The following is a 21,204-nucleotide window of genomic DNA, read 5'->3' as shown; positions in this document are numbered from 1 at the left end:
GCGGCCCTCACGGCGTCGCGGCGCCGTGGCGACGCAAGAGCTCGACCCCGTCGACGCATCCCGCCTTCGAGGCGATGTGCAGCAGGGAATCGTAGCCGGCGGGCGGCTGCATGTCGGCGCCGAACGCAGCGAGGAGGAGGTCGAGGACGGCGAGGGACTTTTTCCCCGTCCGCGTGACGAATTCGGCCGTCAGAAAGAAGCAGGCCTCATGTGCGGGCGGCCGGGCGAGCAGCGCCTTGACCGCCTGGGTGCGGCCGAGCTCGCAGGCGGCTTGGAGCGGCGTGAAACGCGTGGGGGGGCTCTCGCGGACGGCGTTCGGGTCGGCACCGGCGTCGAGGAGCGCCTTGATGACGGGCGGCCCCGCGTTCGCCGCCGCGAGGAAAAGCGGCGTGCCGCTCGGCGAAGGGAGGTTCACGTCGCCGCCCGCGCGTACGAGCGTGCGGACCATTTTCGCGTCCCGCACGAGGTGGAGCCCCGCCAAACCATCGACGCGGGTCTCGTTGGCCGAAGAGCCTCGCGAGAGGAGCAGATCGAGCGACCGGTGGGCCTTCACCGACACCGCCATCGGCACGAGCGCCGGACTGTCGAGAGGAGCCGCCGCGAGGAGCGCGGCGAGCGCGCTCGTATCATCGTGACGAAGGGCGGTGGCAATGGCCTGGGTGAAGCCGGCGGGCGTGATCGTCATGGGTCATCGAAACACCGGCGGCTCAGGGCGTCATGATGCACTTGTGCGAACAGCCATCGCAAAAATGCGAACGCTTTCGATTCTGCCCCTCAGTCGAACGTGAAGCACGTGCCCGCGACCTCGGCGATCAACGTCACGCCGGCCCCGATGACGGTGCCTCGTGCAAAGTAGGTGGCCTCCGACTGGCACGGCAGGACGGCATAATTTTGCCTCCACTGCGTCGTTTGATCCGGGGAAAGTCCGCCATCGATCGGGCCATACGAACATTGGCCGCCGACGCATACGACCGCGCCGGCGCCGAAGCCCTGGGCCGCCGGACAGGTGCCCCTGCCCAGCGCGTCGACCATTCCGGTATGGTAATGGTACGCATACGCTCGCATGGTGCAGGGCCCGGCCATGACGTCGTACGTATCGGCTTGCTTGTAGATCGCCGGGGCGCCCTCGATTCCTTGCGTCAAGCTCGAGGCCGCGACCTGCGCCTCCGCCTGGGCGAGGAGGTCATCGTTTTCCTGGAGGCGCACGCGCAGGCCGTCAATCTCGTCGGGCGCCGCTCGTTCCACGTGCGCGGACAGGTCTTCACGCTCCCGCCCGAGCTTTTCGACGAGCCAGCGATGGCCCTCGAGGCCCCGCACCTCCGTCTGCATTCCTCCTCGATCCGAGGCGCGTTGCGAGATCCCCGGCGCCACCTCCGCCCAATCCGACCAGTGCGCCGCGTCCATTTCCTCGGTTTCATGCTCGCCGCCGGGCCCCACCGCTTCTGCGGCGCACCCGGCCAGCACGAATACCCCACAGACAAGACCCACCAAAGCCATCCGATCGATCATCGTGACACCTCGTCCTCGATGGCGAAGTCCCGCGCCATCGAGGACGACGAACAGCAATGGTCGTGCCGCCGGTCGAACCCCGCATTCCCGTCGGATATCCGGGCGATGTTGCGCAAATCCTTGCCCGACATGCGCACGCGGGCCGGGCGCCTTGCGCATGCCGATGCGCGAGCGCCCGGCCTCGTCGGGTGCAGGCCTCAGAGGAGATTCGCCGCCGCGAGCGAGAACATCGGTCCGTCCGCGCCGGTCGCTCCGCTCGTGCTCTCCAGCCCTTTGACGAAGAGCGTCCCAGTGCCGACCGCCACGGGGTACTTGTAGACGACGCTGTTGTCACGCGCGTCGAGCAGGAGCGGCGTCACGGTCTCGCTTTCGAGGTCGTAGGCGAAAATCCCGAAGTTGCCCTCGTAGACGATCTTGTTCTTGAATTTGCACCACGTCATGTCGTGGCCGGGGTGATGCGCCTCGGCGAACGTCTTGTTCATCGAGTAGCTGGATTTGATCTTGTCCGTGATGTTCTCGCGCGTGTCCGTGGCCTTGTCGTAGCGGAAGAACTCGCGGTCCTGCGAGTAGACGGCCCCGCCGGGATAAAAGTCCGCGCCGCCGGCGCGCCTGTCGTTCTGCACCCATTTCGCCTTCGTATCGGTGAGCTCCGCGAGCCAGAGGCGGCCCCCTTCGGCGAACATGAGCGTCGTGCCATTGACGGCAAAATTGGTGAATTCGCCCATCACGTTCGGCGCGATGAGGTCGTCGAGCACGAGCACGTCCGTCGGGTTCGCCTGACCGGGCGTCCACTTTTGAAGGACGTACTTGTTGGTGTCGCCGTTGATCACGGTGACGTAGAGATCGTCGCCCGTCACCGAGTAGGCCCACCATTTCTGGCCGAAGGGCGGGGCGGGCAGGACGAGCTTTCCGCGGGGTGTTTCGGGCGAGCCGGCCGCGTACGTGTTCGCGCCGTCGAGCTGGTTCATCGAGGCGACCATGGTGCTCGACGCCGCGAAATTGATGTTGTCGACCGGGTTCGGGTTCGAGACGCCCGTGAGGTAGACCTTGAAGGTGTAATCGGTGCGCTGCTTCTGGCCGTCGTCGAAGCTGCGGAGGAGCGGGTTTCCGCTCCCGACCTCGACCCAGTAGAGGGTATTGCCGGCGGCGACGAAGTCCTGCGCGGGCGTCTCGATGAAGACCGCGCGTTTTCCTTCGAGCTCTTCGCGCATGGCCTCGAACTCGGCGAGGTCCTCCTCCTGCGTCTGCTCGTGGGCGCCGTCGGCTCCGCAGCCGGTGAGAAGGAAAAAAGCCGTGAAGCAGGCGGCGACCATTCGAACATCGTTCATCAGAGACTCCTTGCTCTGCGCTCTCTCGCGCGGCTCGACGCACGAGCCTCGACGCCGATTCTCGAAGGAAGAAGGAACCAGGCGAGGGACAGCTCTTTCGTCGCGTCGGGAGGATAGGAAATCCACCCTCGGGGTCAAGGCACTTTCATCTCATGATGGGACGAACAATGTCCCGTGCTGTCGTGCCAAACCCATCGTCGGCGCGTCTACGCCTCGGTGCGAGGCGGGTAAGGTCGGTATGCGGGGGGCTTGCCTTCGAGCGCGCGTTCGACGTTGCGCCGGACTTTGGCCCGGCGGATGCGTACGAGGAGCGCCTCGCCTCCGGGGAGCCATCGGACGATCTCGGTCGCGAGGTTCCAGGCCGCGCTCACGAAGACCAACCATTTCCAGGGGTTGTTCGGTAAGCCTAGCTCGTCCGCCTCGTCGTTGCCGAGCACGAGGCGCGAGAAGCCCGCGCGCCATTGCGCGTCGATGTAGACGAGCGGACGCGGCAAGTCCGGGGTCACCGGCACGGCGAGCAGAGCGGCGGCGAGCTTTTTGCTGTCCTCGTCCCCCGGTGGTTGCGTGGCGCCCGATAGGTACACGAGCGAGCACGCCTCCTTGAAATCGCGCGGGAGCAGGTCGAGGCGGATCCCCATGAGATACCCGACGTAACGCCAGAAGTGCACGAGCGCGTCGGCCTCGCGCCGCGTGACGATGTGCCCGAGGGCGCGGAGGCCAATGACGAACACCGTCGAAAAGAGGAGGTTCGTGGCGAGCATGTCGGCCTGGTTGATCGGCAGGCCCCACGAATCCATTCGCCAGCGCGGATCGTCCGCGAGCCGCACGCGGACCATGGCGTGCATGAGACGGACCATGACCGCGCCGCGAAATCCGGCCGAGTCGCGCGCGAGCGTTCGCGAATCGTAGAGGTCGAAGACGAACTTCGAGGTCTCGGCGAGCCGCCGGTACGCCATCGTTTCCAGGGCACCCGTGAGCGCGATCGGCTTGTTCGCGGCCGACGAGCGATAACCGCCGGTCAAGCAGACGCAGCTCAGCACGCGCTCGCCGCTCATCCCCACGCGATCCGCCGTGCGCGCCGCGAGCTCGAGCTTGTCGTCGTCGACCCATTCCGGCCGAAGGTCGAGCTCGGCAAAGAGGGCGACGAGCGGCGCGGGCGCCTGCGGGATGGAGTCGATGCCATGATCGACGGCGCGCACCAGCCATCGATGACCCTCGCCGCGCGGGAGCGTGGCGAAGTGCCGAACCACGTCGTCCGCGAGCGGATCGCCGTCGAGGAGGGTGTCCCGGAAGCGCGCGATGTGCTCCTCGCTCGGCGGCGGGAGCCGGAACGCCTTGCGGAAGAGCGCGAAGCGCATGCTCTCCTTCACGCGAGGGTCCTGGAATCGGGTCGGAACGGCGCGGGCGTTCGCGGTCGTCATGCGGATCTTCTCCAGCTCGTCGTTGCCGAAGATCATGATCCGAGTGATCATTCGGATCCGCTCGGATTTGTTTTCACGCGTCCGCGGCGCGCCCGAATGTCCACGAAAGTCTTCGATCCCAAGCCCCGGAAGTGGCCCCAGCAGGGGCGGTCACGGGCCACGTTCGACGCGCTGCTCGATGCGACCGCTCGGATTCTCGAAGACCACGGCTACGAGGAGCTGACGACGAACGCGGTCGCCGAGCGCGCCGGCGCGAGCATCGGGACGCTCTACGAGTATTTCCCCGACCGCGAGACGCTGGTCGCCCTCCTCGTCGACCGCGAAGCGCGTCGGGTGCTCGCGGCGCTGGAGGCGAGCATGGCCTCCCTCCATGCGCTGCCGCTCGACGTGGCCATGCGGATCTGGCTCGAAGCGATGTTCGCGGAGCTCGAGTCACGCCGGGCCCTCGTGGCCGTGCTGCTGAAGAGCGTCCCGTTCGTGGGCCGATTGCCGATCGCGACGGAGTTCCCGGCGCGCCTCGTCCTCATCGCCGCCGCGGGGGGCAGCCATCGGTGTGAGGAGATTGCGCTCGACGAGCTGCCTTCGGCCTTTTTCCTGCTCGCGAACATGCTCCGCGGCGCGTACCTCGCGATGCTGCTCGAACCACCGGAGGGCCTCTCCCGCGCCACCCTGCTCGACGATCTGACGGCGTTCGTGATGCGGATGCTCCGCCCCCCGCACGCCGTCGCCGCGCGGGATTGATCAGCCGAGCACGTCCGCCATCGAATACCGCCCCGCCGGCTTTCCGAACAGATAACGAGCCGCGCGCAAGGCGCCCCGGGCAAACAGGTCTCGGTTCGTCGCTCGGTGCGTCAGTTCGAGCCGCTCGCCAGGGCCGAGGAGGTGCACCGTGTGATCTCCGATCACGTCGCCACCCCGCATTGCGAAGATGCCGATCTCGTCCGCCGCACGTGGCCCCACGTTGCCCTCGCGCCCGGTCACGGTCCGCAATCCTTTTCGAGCGTCGCGCGCCGCGTCCGCGAGCCGCGTCGCGGTCCCGCTCGGCGAATCCACCTTCGCCTTGTGGTGCGTCTCGACGATTTCCACATCGAACCCGGGCCCGAGCCGGCGCACCGCCTCCGCCACGATCTCGGCGAGCACCTGCACGCCGAGGCTCGTATTCGGAGCCCAGAGCACGGGGATCGTCGCGGATACCTCGTCGAGCTTCTTTTCGGTGTCCGCGTCGAGCCGCGTCGTGCCGCTGACGACGGCGATCTTCTGTCGTCGCGCGGCCGTGAGCACCCGGTTCAGCGCCTCGGGGCGGGAAAAATCGATCACCACATCCGCGCCGAGAAGCCCCGCCGAGACGTCGTCGCTGATCGCCACGCCGAGGTTGCCCGCGCCGGCCATCTCGCCCACGTCACGCCCGAGGTGGCGTGATTGCGGCGAGGCAATGGCACCGACAATGGAAAATCCCTCCAGCGCCGCGAGGCGCACGATGCTTTGCCCCATGCGCCCCGTGGCGCCCGCGATCGCGAGCTTCACGACGCGGCCTTCGGGAAGTGCGCGTCGAGGTGCGCGAGCGCCTCGGCCACCTTGCGTTGCGTCGCATCACTCGCCGAGAGGAGCGGCTGCCGCACCGCGGGCGTCATGCGCCCCATCGCCGCGAGCGCCGCCTTCGCCGGCGCCGGGTTCGGCTCGATGAACATCGCGTTGTGCAGCTCGACGAGCGCGAAATGGCAGGCCTGCGCCCGCGCGAAATCGTTCGCCAGAAGCGCGCGCGTCACCTCGCTGACCTCCCGTGGCCGCACGTTCGAGCTCACGCTGATGACCCCGCTCGCGCCGACGGCGCCGAACGCCAGCGTGAGCGCGTCGTCGCCCGAGAGCACCGTGAGCCTGTCGCCGAGCTTGCGCTTGAGCTCCTGGCAGCGGAGCACGTTGCCCGTCGCGTCCTTCAGCGCGACCACGTTCGGCGCGCGCTCGCAGATCTGCGCCGTCGTCTCCGCCGAGAGATCGACCACGCAGCGGCCCGGGATGTTGTAGAGCACGACGGGGCAGGGGACCGCGCGCGCGACGGAGAGCACGTGCTCGCGCATGCCGTCCTGCGAGGGCTTGTTGTAGTACGGCATCACGATCATCACGGCATCGGCGCCCGCGGCGAGCGCGGCCTTCGACGCGCTGATCGTCTTCTTCGTCGAGAACGATCCGGTCCCGGCCACGACGGGCACGCGTCCCTTCGCGACCTCGACGACGCGCTTGATCACGAGGACCTGCTCTTCGTCCGAGAGCGTGGGCGACTCCCCCGTGGTGCCGCAAGGCACGAGGCCCGAGACGCCCCCCTCGATCTGCGCCTCGACGAGCGCGTCGAGCGCGGTGAGATCGACGGCGTCGCCATCGGCGGTGAACGGCGTAACGAGCGCTGTGAACGTGCCTGAGAACGTGAGGGCTTGCATCAGCGCGCGACCTTGGATGGCTTCGCGAGGCACGTCAAGTTTCCGCGGCCCGGGCCGCACGTCGCGACGAGGACGGACGGAGGAACGAGGAGAAAGCGCGGACAGAGAAGCGGATTCGGCGCAGGATCGAGCCTCGGATCGAGCACGCGAGGAGCGAAGGTTCCTGGGCCTCGCGAGCCGATGCGCTGGATCGGTCCTGCGCTCGGGGCGCGGACGCGCGCCTTGCCAAGCGCGGGGCATGGACGCACGTTCCGGCCATGCAGTCGTTGATGGACAAAGAGCTCATGGGATACGTCGAGCTCCAGGTGGGCTCGCTCAAGGTCGAGGTCCCGATCCGCGCGGCTGGGGAGGCGTCTTCGGCCGAGCCTGCCGCGAGGTTCGAGATGGAGGGCGATTCCTGCGCGATCGTCGTGCGAGGGGACGCGACGTCGAAGCAGGTCGAGCGCGCGATGCACAGGGCGGCGCGGGAGGCCGTGCGCCAGCTCTCGCGAAAGCTGCTCAACTAACGAGAGCATCGAACGATGCTCGGAAGATCGCGAAGCGAGCTTCCCTCGGGGGGTGAATCGGCCGGGCTCCGCCTGGCCGAGAGGGGGACGCGAGGCGTCCCCCTCGTGACGGGAGCACGAGCGTTTCGAATACCATGCTAGGCTCGCGCACCGGATGAGCTAGCTGCCCGGCCTCCGGCGGACGGGCGCGGGAGAGCATGGCTTTGGGTCGAACGGCACGAAGGGGTGTGGGGCCTCTGCCCCACGGTCGGACCAGGATCGGTGCGTGGGCCTGCGCGGCGGCGCTGGGGGCCGCGGCGCTCACGGGGCAACCGAGCGAAGCCGCAGCCGAGCCGGTCGTCGGCACGGGGAAGGGGATCGTGGGCGGCGCCTTGCTCGGCGGCGAGGTCGTCGCGATCGGGATGGGCGCGTTCGGCGTGAGCAAGGGCTGGCCGTACCTCGTGTTCCCCCCGCTTGCCGCGGTCGGCGGCGGGATCGGCGGATACTTCATCGAACAGGCGGCCCCGCCGGCCGAGGTGCCGCTCTACATGCTGGCCGGTGGCATGGCGCTCGTGATCCCGACGATCATCGTCACGCTGAACGCCACGCTCTACAAAGCGCCGGAGACCTATCCGAACGAGCCGGTGCAGAACCAGCCCGCAGGTGAGCCGGCCCTGCCGCGGACGAGCAGGCGGCCGGTTCATGTGCCGATGTCGTTCGTGGACGTGCACGAAGGACGGCTCGCGCTCGGTGTGCCCGCGGTGGAGATCCGCCCGCTGTACACGCAAGAGGAGATCGCGAAGTTCGGGGTCGCGCAGGCGCGCGAGGTCAGAATTCCAGTCTTTCAGGCGAGCTTCTGAGAACGTCGGAGCGCCTCGGACGTGCTTCGACGGCACGTTGCGCGGGAGCGTCGGGGCGGGGACACTGAGGCAGGCGGGCGCGCGCGGCGCGGGCCCGAAACCGCCATGTCCCGCATCTATCCGGTCGAAGCCTACTCGTACGCGTCGCGCTTCAACCTGCGCGAAGTCGAGGCCTGGTTGCCACCCGACCGCGGCATGCGCTCGACGAAGACGCAGCTCGTCGTGTCGCTCGACGGCGATCGGCTCGCCTACCTCTTCGACTTCGGCGCGATCGTGTTCGTGAACGTCCCCGACGCCGAGCGCGAGGGCATCGTCGACACGTTCAACAAGAAGCTGCCGCAGGAGCCGCATCCGCCGCTGCGCGAGAGCTTCCTCATCGAGGTTCGAGCGGGCTCCGCGGTCGAGGTGCGCTTCGATCGCGTCGTCGTGCCGGACGTCGACTCGACCACGCTCGACGTCATCGCCACGGTGCTCGCGCAGTCGGTGGCGATCGACTACTACGACGAGGACGTGCAGGCGATCCTGGATCGCGTGGGCGCGGTGGCCGGTGAGGTCGGGCGGCAAGGGCGTCCGCTCGGCAGGACGCGGGATTTCGTGCGGTTCGTGGGCACGGCGATGGCCTCGCAGGTCGAGATCATCACGGCGATCTCGCTCCTCGACAAACCCGACCTCACCTGGGAGAACGAGGCCGCCGATCGGCTGCACGACAAGCTGCGGAGCAACCTCGAGATCCAGGAGCGGCACAAGGCGCTGGAGATCAAGCTGTCGACGATCCGCGAGACGCTCGGGACGCTGATCGAGTTCAGCCAGACGCGGCGCATGTTGTTCCTCGAAGGCTCGATCGTGGCGCTCATCGTGTTCGAGATCGTGCTCAGTTTGCTCAAGCTCTGATCAGAACCGAGCACGCGTGGCCACGAGGGTGCCGATCACGCAAGCGGCGAGCGCGAAGAAGGCCGAGGCGACGTAGCCCGTGCGCGAGGCGCGGCGCAGGGTGCGCGAAGGTTCGTCGGGGCCGCCCGTGCCGGCGGCGAAGAGCGCCGCGAGCGCGAGGCCGGCGAGGACGAGCGCGCCGAAGGAGAGGTGCAGCTTGCGTTCGAAGAGCCAGCCGAGAGCGCGCGAGGCGAGGAAGAGGCGCTGGCGGAGGTGCGTGCGGTAGGGGAGGTCGAGCCAGACGCCCGTCGCGAAGGAGGCTGCGACGAAGGAGGTTGCCGCTGCGGACGCGAGGCGGATCCAGCGGGAGATGCGCGCGTCCTTGCGGAGGCGTACGAGGGCGATGGCGAGCGCGACGAGGGCGACGGCCGCGATCCAGGCGAGGACGCCGTGCACGAGCGCGACGCGGCGGAGGAGGTCGGGCGTCACGGGACGAGCGCTCCTTGAAGGGCGAGCGCGAGCGCGGCGGCGACGGTGGCGCGGCCGAGCCAGGTGGCGGCGGCTTCGATCGAGCGCGCCGCGAGCGCGTGTCCGCCGAAGATCGCCGCGCCGCCGGCATACGCCGCGATCAGCGCTCGCCACACGAAGCGGCTGCGATCCGACCAGACGACGATCGTCGGGTCGGGCTCGGGGAACCACACGGACTCGATCAGCCGAAGCGCGACGTACGCGAGCGCGGCCCCCGCGAAGCCGAATGCGAGCGCGATGAGCAGTCGCCTAGGCGCCGTCGGCACGTGGCTCCTCTGCGTTCTGCTCCCGCGCGTGGTGAGCGCGGACGCGTGGGCACTCCGGATCCGGGCCGAGCGCGCCGCCGAGGTGCGTCGCGACGACGCGGCATCCGCCCCGGCACACCGAGCGGATCTCGCAGGATCGACAGGGCTCGGCGTCGTGCGGCGCCCGCCACGCTTCGAGCGTCGCGTCCGTCGCCCAGGGCGAGCCCGCGCCGCTTCGCCACGCGTCCTCGGCCTGGGCATTCGCGGCCGGCGCGAAGCTGCACGGTGCAAGCGCTCCATCGATCCGCACGGCCGCGAGGTAACGCCCCGCCTCGCAGCCGAGCACGCCGAACCGCGCGAGCGCCGCCGCGTCGCGCACGTGGCCCGAGAGGAGCGGCACGAGCGAGCAGTCGACGCGGATCGCGAGGTTCGTCGCGGCGAAGAGCGCTTCGAGCGTGGGCCCGAGGGCATCCACCTGCGCGGGCGAGAGCCGCGTCGCGAGGTACGAGACGTCCGCCGCGCGCCCTGCCGGTTTGTACCGGAGGAGCTGAAGCTCGCGCGCGCCGAGCGACGCGGCCCGCCGCGCCGTCTCGGGCAGCGCATCGAACGTCTTTCGCGTCAGCACCACGTTGATCCCGAACGGCACGCCCGCCTCCGCGAGCAGCCGCATCGCCCGCTCCGCGACCCGCGCGCCTTCCCAGCCGCGCACCTCGCCGTAGGCCGCGCCCTCGCCGTCGTAGCTCACGTTCACCTGCGCGAAGCTCGCGAGCTCCCGCGCCCGCTCATCCGTCATGCCGATGCCGCTCGTCGTCAGCACCGGGACGAGCCCGAGGCTCCGTGCCGCGCGGCCGAGCTCGCCGAGGTCGGGCCGCGCGAGTGGTTCGCCGCCCCCGAACGCCACCGTGAACACGCCCGCCGCCGCGAGCGCCGAGAGCCGCGCCGTGATCACCTCGAACGGCGGGCTCTCGCCGTCGGGCCGCGCGTCGAGGTAACACCCTTTGCACCCGGCCCCGCACCGCGACGTCACGGCCACGTGCGCTTCGAGCGGCCTCGCCCGGCGCGTCGCCTCCGCGTCTTGCCAGACCACGCCGCCCGCGAGGCCGAGACGCTCTGCCGCGCCACGACCGATCGCCACGAGCGTGCCGTCGTCGAGCCGCACCCACGCGCCGAACGGTTCAACGCGTGCCCGCATCGCCCCCCTCGTCGCGTTTTCCGTCGCGTTCGCCGCGTCCCTTCTCCTTGCCCGTCTCGGCGCCGCTCCCGAACGCCGCCGCGATCCCCGCCATCACCACGCCCGCGGCCACGGCCGAGAGGAACAACAGATCGAGCGCGCTCCCCACCGACGAGCAGTTCGCCCCCGGGCCTCGCCGCACCACGAGGATCTCGTCTGCCGAGATCGGCCCCGGCCCGATCTCCACCGCGCCTTCCGGATCACGCGGCGCCTCGCTTCCGTCGTCACGCTCGTCCCTCACAACCCAAAACTCTCCAGGTAGCCCGCGTTTGCGCCTTCGAGCGACAGGAACGCCGCGGCGAGCACGCCGATCATGCACACGATCGCACGACCCACCCGCACGGCAGCGCGCCCGTCGCGTGATCCGAGCCGCCACGCCCGCGCCACGATGTCCACGCCGAGCACGCCGAACCCGAGCCACAAAAACGGCCGCACGTCGCCCTCGCCGTGATACCGGACCAGGATCGCCGCCGCGCCCCCGAGGTAGAGCGCGAAGGCCACGGACGACGGGCGGATCACGGTGCGCACGATCGCCTCGGGATCACGGCCCGGCTTCCGGAAGAGCCGCACGATCGACACGGCGCCGACGAGCCCGAGCGCGCCGAGAACGCCCGCCGCGACCCGCGCGAGGAAGGCGCGACGCATGAGCCGTCCGAGCTCGGCATACAGACTCGGAACGAGATCCGGATACCGCGAGACCACGCGGTAAGCGGCCGCGAGATCCCCCCGCTCCCGTTCGAGCGCGGCGATCTCGTTCAGCGCGAGCGCGCGCGTGAGCTTGTCCGCCGAAGGATCCTCGATCGCCTGGCCGAGCGCGGTCGCGGCGCGGCTCGGATCGTCGAAGCGATGCCAGAACGCTTCGGCCACGATGATCCGCGCCTCGGCGCGCACGCGGCCGGGCGGGAAGGTCGCGGCGTCACGCTCGAGCGCCTCGATCGTGGCGCGGTCCGGGGTCGGGGTCTGGCGTACGGCTTCGAGGCGCGCGAGGGGCGCGAAGTCTCCCTCGGCGTGGGCGCGAAGGTCGGCGGCGCGCGTGCGGGCCGTCTTGGCGAACGGCGCGGAAGGGTCGAGCGAGAGGACGGCTTCGTACCCTGCGAGCGCCTCGCCGAACCGGAGCTCGGCGGCGGCTCGTTCGGCTTTTTCGTACGTGGCCTTGGCCTCGGCGCGCTTGTCCGGTGCGGCCGGCTCGGCGGAGGCCACGGAGGCGAGCCCGAGCACGAAGGCGAGCACCCCCGCGCGGAGCGTCATCACGCAGGCAGCCTAGCGCGGTTCGTGCTGCCGGAAAAACGCATCGGCCTCCGGATGCACGAGGCGCCCGGAGGCCGACGAGTCAATCAACGCGGTTTTTTCCGGCGAATCAGGGCATGCCGCCCATGCCGCCCGTGCCCGCGCCGCCCGTGCCACCGGCGCCGCCGGTGCCCATCATGCCGCCGGCGCCGCCGGCGCCACCCATGCCACCCATGCCACCGGCACCGCCCGAGCCGCCCATGCCGCCCGTGCCGCCCGTGCCGCCGGAGCCGCCCATGCCGCCCGAGCCGCCCATGCCGCCGGCGCCGCCCTGGCCGCTGCTACCGACCTGGCCGAGGCACAGGCCTGCGCCGCCGGGCATGTTGGCCGACGTGTCGCACTTCGCGCCGTCGCCGCCGCAGTCCGCGTCGGTGCAGCAGTAACGCGCGCACTTGTCGCCGCTGCAGGTGTGGCCGGCTTTGCAGAAGGGACCGTTCGAGGCGTCGCAGTCACCGCAGGCCGCGACGGTGTTGCCATCCGGCCAGCACTGGTAGCCCTCGCCGTTGTAGTCGCACGCCTCGCCGGCTGCCGTGTTGCAGGGCTCGTTCGTGATCGGGTTGCACTTGAGCGTCGCGTCGATCTTGATGCAGGACCCGCCCGACGGAGGCGCGGCCGGCGCGTTGCACGTCCAGTCCGGCGGCGGCGGGAAGCACTGCGTCTCGCACGAGCCCTGGAGGCACATGATCAGGTTGTTGTAGTACTGCGGGTCCATCTCCTCGCAGGAGGCGTTGTCGCCCGTGAGGCAGTCGAAGCAGCCGAAGGCGCACTCGCTGTTCGCGCACTCGGCGAGCTGCTCACAGCAGTTCGCCTCGATGCACGTGCCGCACTCGTTCGGGTTGAGCAGGCCCGTGCAGGTCGGGTCGAACGTCGGGTCGCACATCCCGCCCGACGACGAGCTTTGCGCGACGGAGCTCGAGCTCGACGACACCGAGGAGCCCGCGCCGCCGGCGCCCCCGCTGCCGCCGGTGTTCCCCCCGGGGTTCGTCTCGACGGTACAGGCCCACATCGACAGGGCGCCGAAGCCCGCCATCACGAGGAATCCGATCGTTCGCATCCGAAAAGCTCCTACTTCACCGACAACGGACGTCGCCGGGTCATGAGAGACCTGGGGTTGGCCCCGAGTGCGGGCCTGGCAAACGCGTGGTCGGCAGACGACCGGAGCGTGAGCCACTCGTTCGCCCTATATCCGAACTCGTCGCAGGAGCGAAGCGGATGTCGTCGTTTCGGGCCTTTCCTTGCCGAACGAAGCGTTGCAACGGGGGCAAACCGCGCTACGCCGCGCTGCGTTCGTACGGTGAAACCCGAAAAACGCGTCGTTAAGGTTTGGTCTCACCCGTGTCCGAGGAGCCCTCGGGCATGCACGCGATGCAGTCGAGGCCCTGGATCTCGATGGAGATCTTCTGCGCCACGCCGAGCCCGTACGGGCAGTGCCGGCACTTCGAGTGGCAGCAGTAACCGCGCTTCAGGTGGTAGACCGACGTGAAGACGACCTTGTGGTCTTCCTTGTAGAAGTCCACGCCTTCGAGGAGCTGGCTGAACTTGGGAAGCGCTTTCGACAAAGCTACCGCCTCACGGGTCCACGTCGCTCGTTCGATCAAAGCACGAACGAGGACGGCACGGTAGCTCTGTCGAAAGGCTGGTCGTTTCCGCGGGGAGGGGCGTCCTCAGCGGTTGACGCGCTCGAGGTACTTGCCCTCGGTCGTGTCGACCTTGACCCACTCGCCTTCCTTGACGAAGAGCGGGACGTTGATCACCGCGCCGGTCGAGAGCGTCGCGGGCTTGGTGGCGCCGCTCGCGGTGTCGCCCTTCACGCCCGGCTCGCAGGTCGTGATCTGCAGGACGACGCTCGGCGGGATGTCGACGCCGATCGGCTGCTCGTTGAAGAGCGTCACGTCGACGTTCATGCCGTCGGACAGCCACTTGGCGTCGTCGCCGACCTTGTCGCCGGGCACGGTGATCTGCTCGCCCGTGTTCTGGTCCATGAACACGAAGTCGGAGCCTTCCGGGTAGATGTACTGGAACGTGCGCGTCTCGACGTTCGCCGGCTCGAGCTTCTCGCCCGACTTGAACGTCCGCTCGAGGACGTTGCCGTTTGCCATGTTCTTCAGCTTCACCCGGGTGAAGGCCTGACCTTTGCCAGGCTTGACGAACTGGAACTCGATGACGGAGAAGGGGTCCTTGCTCCCATCGAGCATCATCTTGAGGCCTTTACGGATGTCGCTCGTGTCCATGCGGGGCGCTTCCTGGTAGCTTGACTTGGGCGCCCCCCTTAGCACAGGCAAGGGGGTGGCGCACAAGGGGCGAGGCGACTACCCCACCCTGCCGACGAAGATCATGGATCAATTCGACGACGAGTTGCGGGAGATCAAGCGTGAGATCGTCGAGTCTCGCGGGCTCATCATCAAGACGAACAACCTGACGAACGCCCTGGCGGCCGACCTCAAGACGATCTCCAAGCGCCAGCTCGGCTTCGAACGGCGGGCCTTCTGGAACAGCGCCAGCGCCAACCTGCTCTTTGTCCTGGTCGTGATCGGCGTGGTCAAGCTCGCCTGGGACGCGCGGATCGACTCCGTTCAGGCCGAAACCAAGCAGGCGAAGGACAAGATCACGAAGCTCGAGTCCGACGTGAAGGAGATGCAGCGGCGCGCGGACGACCGGACGCGGGCGGAGTCGGCGGCGGCGGCATTCTACGAGCTCGTACGAGCGGGCCGGCGGCAGGAGATCATCGACGGGTTCGAGGCGCTGCGAAAGGAGCCGCTCTCGCGGGCCGAGCTCGCCTTCTTCACGGACGCGGTGGACACGGCGCGGGCCGAGCTCGGCATCAAGAGCTACCAGCTCGGGCTCGACCACCTGCGCACGGGCCGCTGGCACGAGGCGGCCGTGGCGTTCGAGGACGCGATCCGGATGAAGGAGAACGCGGCGCACACGCCGTCGGCGCGGCTCAACCTGGCGCGCGCCTACCGCAAGCTGAACCGGCAGCGCGACGCGATCCCGATGCTGATGCAGCTCTCGGAGGCCTCGCCGGACAAGGAGATCACCGACGACGCGATGTTCCTGCTCTGCGAGTGCCTCGTCGACATCCAGGCCTGGAACGACGCGAAGACCACGCTGCGCGCCTTCATCCGCCGCTTCCCCGACAGCCCGTTCCTGAACGACGCGCGGATGGAGCTCGCGGACATTTCGCTGAAGCACTGAGGGCGGAGGGGCGTTCGAGCAGCAATGGTTGTCCCGACGAACCATTGCGTGATCAAAGCCCCTCGAACAGCTCCATCGGCCGAAATACCCGCGCCCGCCACGCCGCCTCGTTGTGCGGCGCCCCCGCTTCCCACCAATGGTACACGTCCGTGCCCAGCGTGTACCCCACGGAAACCAGCACGTCCCGCATCTGCGCGTTCTCGCAGGCGTTATCGCCGATCTCGACGTCGTCCTCGATCCCGTCGCCGTCCGTGTCCTTGCATTTCGCCTCGTTTTCGGCCTGGCCGAGCGCAGAGTCCCCGCCGCCCGCGTCGAGGTAGAGCACCGTCGTGCGATGACCGTGCATTGCATACCGCTCGATCATCGTCTCGTTCTTCGACGTCTCGCCGATCTTGCCCCAGCCCATCGTCCCCGAGAGGCTCGCCGCGTACTCGTATTCGCCCGGGAAACGATCCGCGATGTGGAATGCAATGAGCCCCCCGAGCGACGAGCCCATCGTGCCCACCTTCGGCGGCTCGCCGTATCGATCCGCGACGAGCTTGCGCACCGCGCCGTTCACGAAGTCCGCATAAGCGTCGCCCTTGCCGCCCCAGGGCTCGACGATACCGTTTTCGTCGAGATCGATGACGTCGGGCACGTGCGTGTACTCGTCCATTCGACCGAGGCCCGTGTTGTCGATTCCCACGAGCATCATCCCCGCCGGCACGCTGCTTTGCAGCATCCAGCCGCCCCACGCCGCCGCCGGATCGAACAGGTTCTGCCCGTCGTGCACGTAAAGCACGTGCGTCGCCGCGCCCTCCGGCACCCACACGTTCACCGTGCGCTCCGGCATCTGCGCGTCGCCGATCCGGAAGAATCGATCGAGGTGCGCCGTCACGGGCGCGACGAGGCTGATTTCCCCGTTGTCGTCGTACGTGTACGAGCGCGCCCACGGGTCGGCCTCCCAGATCGTTTTGTTCGTGAACTTGTAACGACTGCCCGCCGCGACGTCCTTCAGGTGGAGCCAGCGAAAGCCCGCGTTGTCGATCTTCATCGGGCTGCCCGCCCAGCCGTCGTGATCCCCTGCGACGAGGTCCAGGCTCGGGTTCGTCGAGACGAACAGATGCCCGCCCTCCACCCACACGGGCCATCCGTCGCTCGCGGCGTACTTGTCCATCGTGCCTTCGAGGTCCGCGCGCAGCTCGGCGAGCAGGCCGTCGAGGCTCGTCGCGGACGAACCACCTTGCCCGCCCGTTCCTCCGGTGCCGCCCGTGCCGCCCGCGCCTCCGAGGCCGCCGCCGCCTTGCCCGTTGCCTCCCGTGCCTCCGCCGCTCCCTCCATCCCCGCAGCCGACGATCACCGCCGCGAGCGCGAAAAGCGCAGGAAACAGCCTCCACGACCCGCAAACACGAGCACCCGAGGAACGAGGGTTCGTCATGACGTACCGCCTCCCGAAGTAGCGATCGAAGCGGCGAATTGTGGGCGTTTGGCTCCGCGAAGGCAACGGGGCGGCGGCGTCAGCGGCGCCGCACTTTGCGCCCCTCGCGCTCCGCCTCCGCGGCCTCTTCCTCGGCGAGCCGCTCGTCTTCGGACACGTCCGCCTCGTCCTTCACGTCGACGCGAACGCGTTTTTCTCCGCTCGGACCTTCGACTTCCTGCACCTCGATCCGTGGACCTTCGTTCTTCAGGTCCTGGGCGCGGCGGCGGATGACGTCCTTTGCGCGTTCGAGTGATCCGTGCGCGAGCTTGCCCGCCTCGTTCACCGCGAAGGCCGCCTCACGGAGCGCCTTGCCGAAGATCAGCGACAGCATGTTCAGCACGAACGGCGCGATCACGCGCACGCCGAGCAGGACCGCGAGCTGGGCGACCGTGAGACCGAACAGCAAAAAGCCCGCGATCGGACCGGGGATCAGCTCCGAACCCGCGTGCGTCTCGTACTCGCGCGCCCAGCGCTCTTGTTGCTTCTCCCAGCGCTCGCGCCGTCTCTCCCAGCGCTCGGCTCTGCGCTCTGCTTTTCGCTCTGCCTTGTCCGCCTTGCGCTCCGCTTCGTGCTCGTGGCGCGTGGCCTTCGCCTCGTGCTTCGCCGCGTGTTTGTCCGCCTTCTTCGACGGCGCTTCACCGAGCTTTTCGAGCAGCGGCGCGAGCCGGCCCGCGCGTTTGTCCGGGTCGGGTTCGAGCATGGCCACGAGCGCGGCCACGAGCGCGGGGTGCGCGGATCGACCGAGCGCGGATTCGACGTCGATCGCGAGGCCCTTGTGCGGCAAATCCTCGGGCTGCATGCCCGTGAGCATCGTGACGGCCGTCGCGCCGATCGCGTAGACGTCGGAGGCGGGCATCGCGCGGCCCTGGAACTGCTCGGGCGCCATGAACCCGAACGTGCCGACCACGGTGCTGCCGCCTTCGGGCTTCATCTTGTCGCGCACGGCGCCGAAATCGATCAGGGCAAACGATCCATCGGGCCTGCGGAGCACGTTGCTCGGCTTGATGTCGCGGTGCACGACGGGCGGCGCGCGGCCGTGCAGGTAGTCGAGGATCGCCGAGGCATCATGCAGGAAGCGGAGCACGTCGGCCTCGCTGAGCGTCGCGCCGCGCTTCTGCATCGCGGCGAGGCTCTCGCCCTCGATTTTTTGCGTCACGAGGAAGAGCTCGCCGCCCTCCTCGAAGTGCTCGACGTAGCGGGGCAGACCCGGATGCGAAAGGCTCGCGAGCACACGCGCCTCGCGCTCGGCGAGCTCCACCTCTTTCCAGCTCTTCGCGCCGCGCACGCGGAATCGCTTGATCGCGACGGGCTGGCCTTCCTTCTTGTCGACGGCCTCGAACGTCGCGCCTTGCCCGCCCTCGCCGAGGAGGCGCACGATCGCGTATCGACCCTCGCGCAGGTTCTCCGGTGCGTCGCTCATGAAGTCTGCGCGCGGACGATAGCGCGGAACCGCGGCCCCGGTCGAAGGAGATTCGGTGGCCTCCTCCACGATTCGCCCGGTTGTCAGGAAACCCCCCGACCACGAAAAGACGCCCCCGGCCGTGTTCACGTTCTCGCGGCCGCATTCGAGGCTCGGGGGGCCGTCCGTGACATCCACGGGGGAAATGGCTGCGGCAGCGCGGACGAGCGAACGAGCGCTCTCCTGGAGGTTGGAGGTTCGAGCCTCCAACGATGGAGGTGTACGCCTCCATCTCACGCCGCCGGGGCGGAGCGCCTCTCTGCCGCAAATCCCTCGGAAACGAGCTTCTTCCGTCATGGCATGGCCATTGCTGAAGCCCGGTCACACGCAGTCAACGACACGACCGACCGTAGGGAGGATGCCCCCATGATGACCAGCACGCTGCGCGAGACCCTTGTCGTCCTTCTGTTCAGTGGAGCCGCTGCCGCCGCCGGCTGCTTGCCCGATTCCGCGGAACCCGCCACGCCGGCCCAGCCGCTCGTCGAGACCCGCGCGATTGAGGGCGCGGTGGCCGCCGAGGACTTCCACGCGCTTGCGGACTCCGACAAACCTGCGCTCGAGAGCGTCGACGCGTGCCTTCAAGATTCGGCCTGCGCCGCGAGGCTCGGCAAGCTCCTCCAGGGCTTGCTCGTCGCCGAGGGGACGCGCGCGCACGACGCCGTGGAAAAAGGCGACCACCACCGCGTGGTGGCGGCCCGGGGCTCGCGTGCGCATTGAATCCGGCGACAATAAAACCTTCTGTATCGACGAGCCTTCCGTGTTCGTGACCCGCTTCACCACCGTTCCGACTCGTGATAGGAAGGATCCATGCGAGTACGGAAAACGAATTGGCTTGGGATGGTGGTAGGCGGTTTGTCGCTGGGGCTTGCGCTCGTGGGCGCATGTTCGGCGTCGGGCGGGAACGGGACCGGGAGCGGCGCGAGTGACGGCGCGGGCGCTTCCGGCGCTTCGGGGCAAGGCGGCGCGGGCGCGTCGGGGGGCAATGGGGTCGGCGCGAGCGGCAGCGGCGGCGATATTTTCGCCGGGTCGAGCAGCGGCATCGGCGGCGGGCTCCCGGACGCGGATACGTGCGCGAGCGTCTCGTCCGAGGCGACGGCGGGTAAGCAGCCGGCGGATATCATCATCGCCGTCGACACCTCGGGCAGCATGGACGAGGAGATCGCGGAGGTGCAGGCGAACCTGAACAAGTTCGCGCAGCTCATCACGGCGAGCGGGATCGACGTGCACGTCGTGATGATCGCGGACGCGACGATGTGCATCCCGGCGCCGCTCGGCAGCGGGAGCTGCAATGGAATGGACGAGAAGCTGCCGAACTACCGGCACGTCGTGCAGACCGTCGCCAGCACCGACGCGTTCCAGCAGATCCTGAACACGTATCCGCAATGGAAGGACGTGCTGCGGCCGAACGCGGTGAAGACGATCGCCGTCGTGTCGGACGACAACTCCGACATGGCCGCGAACACGTTCGTGAACCAGCTCCTCGCGCTCGACCCGACGTTTTCGGGCTTCAAGTTCGACGCGATCGTCTCCTTCGAATCGGGCGAGCAATGCATCTTCCAGTGCGCGTTCAACTGCGCGGCCTGCCCGTTCACCTGCTGCAACAAGCAGTCGTTCGCGTGTGAGCCGATCTCGGCGGACGAGGGCACGGTCTACAAGCAGCTCGTGCAGCAGACGGGCGGCGTCCTCGGCAACCTCTGCGTGCAGGACTTCGACCCGGTCTTCAACGACATGGCGACCGCCGTCGTCTCGGAGGCGAAGATCTCCTGCGATTACCCGATCCCGGTGCCGCCCGACGGCACGATGATCGACCCGACGAAGGTCAACGTCGTGTACACGAACAGCAATGGCACGAAGACCACCATTTACAACGTGCCTGCGGGTCAGGGCGGTTGCGGGAACACGGGCGGCTGGTATTACGACGTGCCCGGGGCTCCCACGAAGATCACGATGTGCCAGAACACCTGCGCTGCATTGCAAGGCGACGCGGGCGGGAAGGTCGAGGTCCTGTTCGGCTGCGAGACGCAGATCAAGCCGCCGGAATGATCGCATTCAATCGTCGGGCGGCGCCCATGCGTGGCGCCGGACCCACGTGCCGACGAGCGTCGCTTGCACGACCGCCGCGGTCGTGAACACGACGCCCACGACATACGGCCCGAAAAACGGGATGAGCCCCACCGTGTAGGCCGCGAGCAGGATGGCCGCCATGCCTGCCGCGGTCGACGCGACGAAGAGCCCCACGAGTTTTCCGTAAGCCTCCGGCGAATGCGAGACGATCGCATACCAAGCGAGCGGCCAGAGCCCATTGATCGTGTGCCCGGTCATCGCGATTGCGAGGATCACGGCGGGCGTCACGGCGATCCCCACGAGGGCGAGGGCGAGCGTGAGGTACACGTTTCCGGGCAGGAGGATCGCCGAGAGGATCGCCGGCCAGAAGCCGCCGAGCACGCAGACGATGCCCCGCAAAAACGAGAGGAAAAGATCCCAGCGCGAGGTGAAACTCGCCGAGAATGGGAGGCCCGGCGCGTCGCGGCCCACGTGCTCCACGATCTGGAAATACACGGTGCAGAGCGTGCCGAGGTAAATGATGTTGAAAAATGTGGCGACGGAGGACACCGGGATCGCGGTGAGCCAGTAAGGCACGGCGAGCGCGGCGACGAGGATCAGGCCCTCTTCGTCGAACGGACGGCGCAAGGCGAGGGCGAAATCATCTCGTTCGGGGCGCTCGGGCTCGGGCAGGGGCCGCGCGAGGGCGCCGCAGCGCGGGCACATCGTCAAGGGCCTCGCGTTTTGCTCCGTGACGAGGCGTTTGAGGCACGGCGTGCAATGGAGCGCGCCGCATTGCGTGCATTCGTGCGTCGCGTTCGTCCCGGGGTGTGCCTGGCAGGGGCCCGCCAT

At 68.6% G+C, this 21,204-nt stretch carries 24 protein-coding genes; 7 read left to right on the top strand and 17 right to left on the bottom strand.

Annotated features, from left to right (window positions below; genetic code table 11):
* Positions 1–7: 7 nt before the first annotated feature.
* The 4 genes from QHF84_RS10030 to QHF84_RS10015 form a co-directional block, all read right to left on the bottom strand.
* Complete coding sequence (locus QHF84_RS10030; protein ID WP_281312998.1) at positions 8–685, bottom strand: ankyrin repeat domain-containing protein; 678 nt, start codon at positions 683–685, stop codon at positions 8–10.
* Between the two features lie 89 nt (positions 686–774).
* Complete coding sequence (locus tag QHF84_RS10025) at positions 775–1,509, bottom strand: hypothetical protein (RefSeq protein ID WP_281312997.1); 735 nt, start codon at positions 1,507–1,509, stop codon at positions 775–777.
* Between the two features lie 197 nt (positions 1,510–1,706).
* On the bottom strand, positions 1,707–2,837 hold the full coding sequence (locus tag QHF84_RS10020) for a hypothetical protein (RefSeq protein ID WP_281312996.1): 1,131 nt from the start codon (positions 2,835–2,837) through the stop codon (positions 1,707–1,709).
* Between the two features lie 206 nt (positions 2,838–3,043).
* Positions 3,044–4,309, bottom strand: coding sequence for an oxygenase MpaB family protein (locus QHF84_RS10015; RefSeq protein WP_281312995.1), 1,266 nt, complete (start codon positions 4,307–4,309; stop codon positions 3,044–3,046).
* Positions 4,310–4,354: 45 nt separating this feature from the next.
* Here QHF84_RS10015 and QHF84_RS10010 point away from each other — a divergent pair, with 45 nt between their 5' ends.
* Complete coding sequence (locus QHF84_RS10010; RefSeq protein ID WP_281312994.1) at positions 4,355–4,999, top strand: TetR/AcrR family transcriptional regulator; 645 nt, start codon at positions 4,355–4,357, stop codon at positions 4,997–4,999.
* Here the strand turns inward: QHF84_RS10010 and dapB are convergent, their stop codons facing one another.
* Positions 5,000–5,782, bottom strand: a complete 783-nt coding sequence (dapB, locus tag QHF84_RS10005; RefSeq protein ID WP_281312993.1) for a 4-hydroxy-tetrahydrodipicolinate reductase — start codon at positions 5,780–5,782, stop codon at positions 5,000–5,002.
* A complete protein-coding gene (gene dapA / locus QHF84_RS10000) occupies positions 5,779–6,690 on the bottom strand; it encodes a 4-hydroxy-tetrahydrodipicolinate synthase (RefSeq protein WP_281312992.1) in 912 nt (303 codons plus the stop codon). Before dapA ends, dapB begins: the two co-directional genes overlap by 4 nt.
* A 257-nt stretch (positions 6,691–6,947) precedes the next feature.
* On the opposite strand from dapA, the gene QHF84_RS09995 reads away from it, so the two are divergent.
* The 3 genes from QHF84_RS09995 to QHF84_RS09985 all read left to right on the top strand — a co-directional run bounded on the left by QHF84_RS09995 (position 6,948) and on the right by QHF84_RS09985 (position 8,926).
* Positions 6,948–7,196 (top strand): hypothetical protein, encoded by a 249-nt coding sequence (locus QHF84_RS09995; protein ID WP_281312991.1) that lies wholly within the window; start codon positions 6,948–6,950, stop codon positions 7,194–7,196.
* A gap of 227 nt (positions 7,197–7,423) precedes the next feature.
* Positions 7,424–8,035, top strand: a complete 612-nt coding sequence (locus tag QHF84_RS09990; RefSeq protein WP_281312990.1) for a hypothetical protein — start codon at positions 7,424–7,426, stop codon at positions 8,033–8,035.
* A 105-nt stretch (positions 8,036–8,140) separates the two neighbouring features.
* The gene (locus tag QHF84_RS09985) at positions 8,141–8,926 is read left to right on the top strand and encodes an RMD1 family protein (protein WP_281312989.1); all 786 of its coding nucleotides are present in this window, start codon (positions 8,141–8,143) and stop codon (positions 8,924–8,926) included.
* Here the strand turns inward: QHF84_RS09985 and QHF84_RS09980 are convergent, their stop codons facing one another.
* The 8 genes from QHF84_RS09980 to efp all read right to left on the bottom strand — a co-directional run bounded on the left by QHF84_RS09980 (position 8,927) and on the right by efp (position 14,427).
* Positions 8,927–9,394, bottom strand: a complete 468-nt coding sequence (locus QHF84_RS09980; RefSeq protein WP_281312988.1) for a hypothetical protein — start codon at positions 9,392–9,394, stop codon at positions 8,927–8,929. It lies immediately after the preceding gene.
* Positions 9,391–9,699, bottom strand: a complete 309-nt coding sequence (locus QHF84_RS09975) for a hypothetical protein (protein ID WP_281312987.1) — start codon at positions 9,697–9,699, stop codon at positions 9,391–9,393. The genes QHF84_RS09980 and QHF84_RS09975 overlap by 4 nt, the downstream gene beginning before the upstream one ends.
* On the bottom strand, positions 9,683–10,870 hold the full coding sequence (locus QHF84_RS09970) for a radical SAM protein (RefSeq protein WP_281312986.1): 1,188 nt from the start codon (positions 10,868–10,870) through the stop codon (positions 9,683–9,685). The genes QHF84_RS09975 and QHF84_RS09970 overlap by 17 nt, the downstream gene beginning before the upstream one ends.
* Entirely contained in the window at positions 10,854–11,150 is a 297-nt protein-coding gene (locus tag QHF84_RS09965) for a hypothetical protein (RefSeq protein ID WP_281312985.1), read from the bottom strand. The genes QHF84_RS09970 and QHF84_RS09965 overlap by 17 nt, the downstream gene beginning before the upstream one ends.
* Entirely contained in the window at positions 11,147–12,160 is a 1,014-nt protein-coding gene (locus QHF84_RS09960; RefSeq protein ID WP_281312984.1) for a hypothetical protein, read from the bottom strand. The genes QHF84_RS09965 and QHF84_RS09960 overlap by 4 nt, the downstream gene beginning before the upstream one ends.
* 106 nt (positions 12,161–12,266) lie before the next feature.
* The gene (locus QHF84_RS09955) at positions 12,267–13,250 is read right to left on the bottom strand and encodes a hypothetical protein (RefSeq protein ID WP_281312983.1); all 984 of its coding nucleotides are present in this window, start codon (positions 13,248–13,250) and stop codon (positions 12,267–12,269) included.
* Between the two features lie 262 nt (positions 13,251–13,512).
* On the bottom strand, positions 13,513–13,755 hold the full coding sequence (locus QHF84_RS09950) for a DUF5522 domain-containing protein (protein WP_281312982.1): 243 nt from the start codon (positions 13,753–13,755) through the stop codon (positions 13,513–13,515).
* Positions 13,756–13,860: 105 nt separating this feature from the next.
* Positions 13,861–14,427 carry an elongation factor P gene (gene efp, locus QHF84_RS09945; RefSeq protein WP_281312981.1) on the bottom strand — a complete coding sequence of 189 codons (567 nt, stop codon included), beginning with the start codon at positions 14,425–14,427 and terminating at the stop codon, positions 13,861–13,863.
* A gap of 103 nt (positions 14,428–14,530) precedes the next feature.
* Between efp and QHF84_RS09940 the strand changes: the two genes are divergently transcribed.
* The gene (locus QHF84_RS09940) at positions 14,531–15,391 is read left to right on the top strand and encodes a tetratricopeptide repeat protein (protein WP_281312980.1); all 861 of its coding nucleotides are present in this window, start codon (positions 14,531–14,533) and stop codon (positions 15,389–15,391) included.
* A 52-nt stretch (positions 15,392–15,443) separates the two neighbouring features.
* Here QHF84_RS09940 and QHF84_RS09935 read toward each other — a convergent pair whose 3' ends face one another.
* Positions 15,444–16,808, bottom strand: a complete 1,365-nt coding sequence (locus QHF84_RS09935; protein ID WP_281312979.1) for an alpha/beta hydrolase-fold protein — start codon at positions 16,806–16,808, stop codon at positions 15,444–15,446.
* Positions 16,809–16,887: 79 nt separating this feature from the next.
* Entirely contained in the window at positions 16,888–18,270 is a 1,383-nt protein-coding gene (locus QHF84_RS09930; RefSeq protein WP_281312978.1) for a serine/threonine-protein kinase, read from the bottom strand.
* 405 nt (positions 18,271–18,675) lie between these two features.
* On the opposite strand from QHF84_RS09930, the gene QHF84_RS09925 reads away from it, so the two are divergent.
* Both QHF84_RS09925 and QHF84_RS09920 read left to right on the top strand, forming a co-directional pair.
* Positions 18,676–19,026 (top strand): hypothetical protein, encoded by a 351-nt coding sequence (locus QHF84_RS09925; protein WP_281312977.1) that lies wholly within the window; start codon positions 18,676–18,678, stop codon positions 19,024–19,026.
* A 90-nt stretch (positions 19,027–19,116) separates the two neighbouring features.
* On the top strand, positions 19,117–20,352 hold the full coding sequence (locus QHF84_RS09920; protein WP_281312976.1) for a vWA domain-containing protein: 1,236 nt from the start codon (positions 19,117–19,119) through the stop codon (positions 20,350–20,352).
* Between the two features lie 6 nt (positions 20,353–20,358).
* On the opposite strand, the gene QHF84_RS09915 is transcribed toward QHF84_RS09920, so the two are convergent.
* The gene (locus tag QHF84_RS09915; protein WP_281312975.1) at positions 20,359–21,204 is read right to left on the bottom strand and encodes a hypothetical protein; all 846 of its coding nucleotides are present in this window, start codon (positions 21,202–21,204) and stop codon (positions 20,359–20,361) included.

Origin of the sequence: Polyangium sp. y55x31 (genome assembly GCF_029946505.1) — a bacterium.
Taxonomy (GTDB): Bacteria; Myxococcota_A; Polyangia; order Polyangiales; family Polyangiaceae; genus Polyangium.
The sequence above is the reverse complement of the archived record's forward strand: the minus strand, read 5'-3'. Positions and strand labels throughout refer to the sequence as shown.

Excerpts from the sequence above, each read along its gene's own strand:
- QHF84_RS10010 (WP_281312994.1), top strand. The coding sequence starts at position 4,355 with ATGTCCACGAAAGTCTTCGATCCCAAGCCCCGGAAGTGGCCCCAGCAG.
- QHF84_RS09940 (WP_281312980.1), top strand. The coding sequence starts at position 14,531 with ATGGATCAATTCGACGACGAGTTGCGGGAGATCAAGCGTGAGATCGTC.
- efp (WP_281312981.1), bottom strand. The coding sequence starts at position 14,427 with ATGGACACGAGCGACATCCGTAAAGGCCTCAAGATGATGCTCGATGGG.
- QHF84_RS10030 (WP_281312998.1), bottom strand. The coding sequence starts at position 685 with ATGACGATCACGCCCGCCGGCTTCACCCAGGCCATTGCCACCGCCCTT.
- QHF84_RS09930 (WP_281312978.1), bottom strand. The coding sequence starts at position 18,270 with ATGAGCGACGCACCGGAGAACCTGCGCGAGGGTCGATACGCGATCGTG.
- QHF84_RS09995 (WP_281312991.1), top strand. The coding sequence starts at position 6,948 with ATGCAGTCGTTGATGGACAAAGAGCTCATGGGATACGTCGAGCTCCAG.
- QHF84_RS09955 (WP_281312983.1), bottom strand. The coding sequence starts at position 13,250 with ATGCGAACGATCGGATTCCTCGTGATGGCGGGCTTCGGCGCCCTGTCG.
- QHF84_RS09970 (WP_281312986.1), bottom strand. The coding sequence starts at position 10,870 with ATGCGGGCACGCGTTGAACCGTTCGGCGCGTGGGTGCGGCTCGACGAC.
- QHF84_RS10015 (WP_281312995.1), bottom strand. The coding sequence starts at position 4,309 with ATGATCACTCGGATCATGATCTTCGGCAACGACGAGCTGGAGAAGATC.
- QHF84_RS09925 (WP_281312977.1), top strand. The coding sequence starts at position 18,676 with ATGATGACCAGCACGCTGCGCGAGACCCTTGTCGTCCTTCTGTTCAGT.
- QHF84_RS09985 (WP_281312989.1), top strand. The coding sequence starts at position 8,141 with ATGTCCCGCATCTATCCGGTCGAAGCCTACTCGTACGCGTCGCGCTTC.
- QHF84_RS09920 (WP_281312976.1), top strand. The coding sequence starts at position 19,117 with ATGCGAGTACGGAAAACGAATTGGCTTGGGATGGTGGTAGGCGGTTTG.
- dapA (WP_281312992.1), bottom strand. The coding sequence starts at position 6,690 with ATGCAAGCCCTCACGTTCTCAGGCACGTTCACAGCGCTCGTTACGCCG.
- QHF84_RS09935 (WP_281312979.1), bottom strand. The coding sequence starts at position 16,808 with ATGACGAACCCTCGTTCCTCGGGTGCTCGTGTTTGCGGGTCGTGGAGG.
- QHF84_RS10025 (WP_281312997.1), bottom strand. The coding sequence starts at position 1,509 with ATGATCGATCGGATGGCTTTGGTGGGTCTTGTCTGTGGGGTATTCGTG.
- QHF84_RS10020 (WP_281312996.1), bottom strand. The coding sequence starts at position 2,837 with ATGAACGATGTTCGAATGGTCGCCGCCTGCTTCACGGCTTTTTTCCTT.
- QHF84_RS09915 (WP_281312975.1), bottom strand. The coding sequence starts at position 21,204 with ATGGCGGGCCCCTGCCAGGCACACCCCGGGACGAACGCGACGCACGAA.